The organism is Thiohalospira halophila DSM 15071, from assembly GCF_900112605.1.
Lineage (GTDB): Bacteria > Pseudomonadota > Gammaproteobacteria > Thiohalospirales > Thiohalospiraceae > Thiohalospira > Thiohalospira halophila.
The window spans coordinates 1-1,885 of record NZ_FOMJ01000021.1; the positions used below are offsets into that span (position 1 = coordinate 1).

Sequence of the window (1,885 nt, forward strand, 5' to 3'; positions counted from 1 at the left end):
GGGTGTGATACCGGGGGTGAAGGGGTGTGATACACCCCCGATCCGGGTGTGATACACCCCGCGAAGGGGTGTGATACGGGGTTAGCGGGAGAGGTCGGGACCACCCCGGCCGCGGTCGCGGCCTCGGGTCGTCTGGCGCTGCTTGGTGGGCTGCTTCTTGGCCGGTTTCTGCCCCGGCTCCTTGGTGGGGGTCCGGCCCTGCTCCTTGGTCTGCTGCTTCCCCTCGGCTCGGCGCTGCTGGCGCTGGCTCTGCTCGGCCTTCTTCCGCTCGGCCTCCTGGCGCTGCTGCTCCTTCTTGCGCTCCAGGGCAGCCCGGTAGGCGGAAAGCGGCTTTACAGCGCGGTCAGAAGCGTCGTGTATAGCGGATCGAGCAGCCGCCACGCGACCGGCATGACCAGGAGCAGACCGAGAACGGTCAGCGCCGGCCACAGCATCAGGCGCCACGCCGGCACCTGCACCCGGTGAACGAGCCGGCGCAGGTCCTCCACGGTCCGGGCCGCGCGGCTCACTTCCTCGCGCAGCCTCCCCACCTCGTTGACCAGGGCGGCCTGGGCCTCTTTCTGGCTCTGCTCCCCCTCGGCCACCGCCTTGCGCGTTTCCTCGGTCAGCGTCGCCATGCTCGCGGCCAGCGGCCCCACCTGCTCGGTCAGTTGGTCGATCAGGGTGGTGAGGTCGCGCTGATGCTCCCCCTCGGTCCTCACCGCGTCCCGCTGCGCTTCCGTCTGCTCGGCGGCCAATCGCCGCGCCGTCTCGCTCTTGCTCATAGTCCAACCCCCGCTTCTGCAGTTGGCCCCAGCCGTATGCCTTGCCCAACTGGGACGCCTTGAACGCCTGACCGTCCATCTCGAAACTCACCCCGGCCACCCGGCCGGTGCGCTGCTGGTTGAAGCGCACCGACACCCCGGCCGCTTCCAGGCGTTCACAGAACGCCTCGGTACTCGGCCGGTCGGCCAAGGCGGTATCAATGACCCCCTGTAGCTTCTGCCGGCCGCCGGCCTCTCCGGTTCGGGCGGCCCGCTCGACCTCGGCCCCCTGGCGCTGACCCCGGCCCGCATCGAGGCCGGGGGTCCGCGTCAGGTCGTGGTCCCGTTCCAGGTCCTGCGTGATGTTGATCGCCCGCTTGGCCTCGTTCTGGCCGTAGGCCAGATCCCCGTCCCGCGTGATGCGGGAGGCAAGGATGTGGATGTGGTCGTGGTCGGTGTCCTCATGCCGCACGGCCTGCCACTGCATCGCCTGGGGATCGATCCCCTCGTCCTGGGCCATCCGCTCCATGTAATCCGACGCCACCCGGTGCCACTGCTCGTCCGAGAGCCATTCGCCCTGGGGCAGCGACAAGGAGTGATGCCACACCGGCCGCTCGATGTCCGGCCGCTGCTGGCGCGTCTCCGCGAACTCGGCCGAAAGGCTCTCGGCATCCTGGCCGGCCATCGTCCCGCCCACGACCTCGGCGTGGTCCTTGTTGAGCAGGTAGCGGGCGGCGCCCGCGAACCCCTTACCCCGTGTGATCTTCGCCTTCACCGACAAGCTCCTTGCGTAGCGTCTCGACCAGGGCGCGGACCTCGGAGAGTTCCGCGCGCAGCGACCCATCGACCTGCCGGCCGGCGTTCGCGTGGTGGGCAAGCTGGTTCAGGTTGCCCACCGACCGGGCCAGCGCGCGCCACGCCTCCCGGTTCACCTCGGGAACCGGCGGCGGGGCCTCGACGCGACGGCCGAGCGCGGCCCGGCGCAGCGCATCAGCCACGGAGCGACCGGAGGGCGCGGCGTCGGCTAGGCGCTGGTACTCGGCGGGGGTCAGGTAGACCGAAACCCGGCGGGTTCGGCGCTGACCCTCGGCGAGCGGGGCGGGTCCTCTTTTACCCATCGGCGGCTCCCTCGGTGGCGGCGG

3 protein-coding genes and 1 pseudogene are annotated in these 1,885 nt (G+C 70.7%); all 4 read right to left on the reverse strand.

The window, feature by feature from the left end:
• Positions 1-81: 81 nt before the first annotated feature.
• Positions 82-381: a hypothetical protein gene (locus BM272_RS14130; RefSeq protein ID WP_240308141.1), complete on the reverse strand. Its 300-nt coding sequence runs from the start codon at positions 379-381 to the stop codon at positions 82-84.
• Positions 333-764: a hypothetical protein gene (locus BM272_RS14135; protein ID WP_240308142.1), complete on the reverse strand. Its 432-nt coding sequence runs from the start codon at positions 762-764 to the stop codon at positions 333-335. Before BM272_RS14135 ends, BM272_RS14130 begins: the two co-directional genes overlap by 49 nt.
• Before the next feature lie 322 nt (positions 765-1,086).
• A pseudogene (locus BM272_RS14295) lies at positions 1,087-1,587 on the reverse strand (relaxase/mobilization nuclease domain-containing protein); the annotation flags it as partial.
• Entirely contained in the window at positions 1,493-1,861 is a 369-nt protein-coding gene (locus tag BM272_RS13695) for a plasmid mobilization protein (protein WP_143613325.1), read from the reverse strand. The gene BM272_RS13695 and the pseudogene BM272_RS14295, both read right to left, overlap by 95 nt.
• Positions 1,862-1,885 lie beyond the last annotated feature (24 nt).